The organism is Seonamhaeicola marinus (assembly GCF_008085455.1).
The window spans coordinates 1-340 of record NZ_VSDQ01000713.1 but is presented as its reverse complement, the minus strand read 5'-3'; the positions used below and the strand labels follow the sequence as shown (position 1 = coordinate 340).

Below are 340 nucleotides of genomic sequence, written 5' to 3'. Positions count from 1 at the left end.
TTGTTTTTACCTTTTAAAACATCAGGCAGAGCTTCTTCTTTTAAAGTTTCAACAACTATTTCTTCATCTTCAACAGCATCAACTAAATCCCATGATTTATTTTTATATAAATGAGAACTTTTACTAATAGTACGTTTTACAGCATTGGCTTTACTGTAACCTTGGGCGTTAGCATCCTGTTCAGCCTGTAATGCCATTTTTGTAACGCCACGTTTACCGTAAGCAATGTATGTTTTGTTTAGTTGTTGGTTTAAAATTAATATAGCATCATCATACGGCGATGCTATGTGTACGGTGGCCTTATTGTGGTCTATAGCCATATAATTACCTTGTGTTAATT

General features: G+C 33.8%; 1 pseudogene. It reads right to left on the bottom strand.

Annotation, left to right across the window (positions count from 1 at the left end):
* Positions 1-340: pseudogene (locus FUA24_RS17300) on the bottom strand (hypothetical protein); the annotation flags it as partial.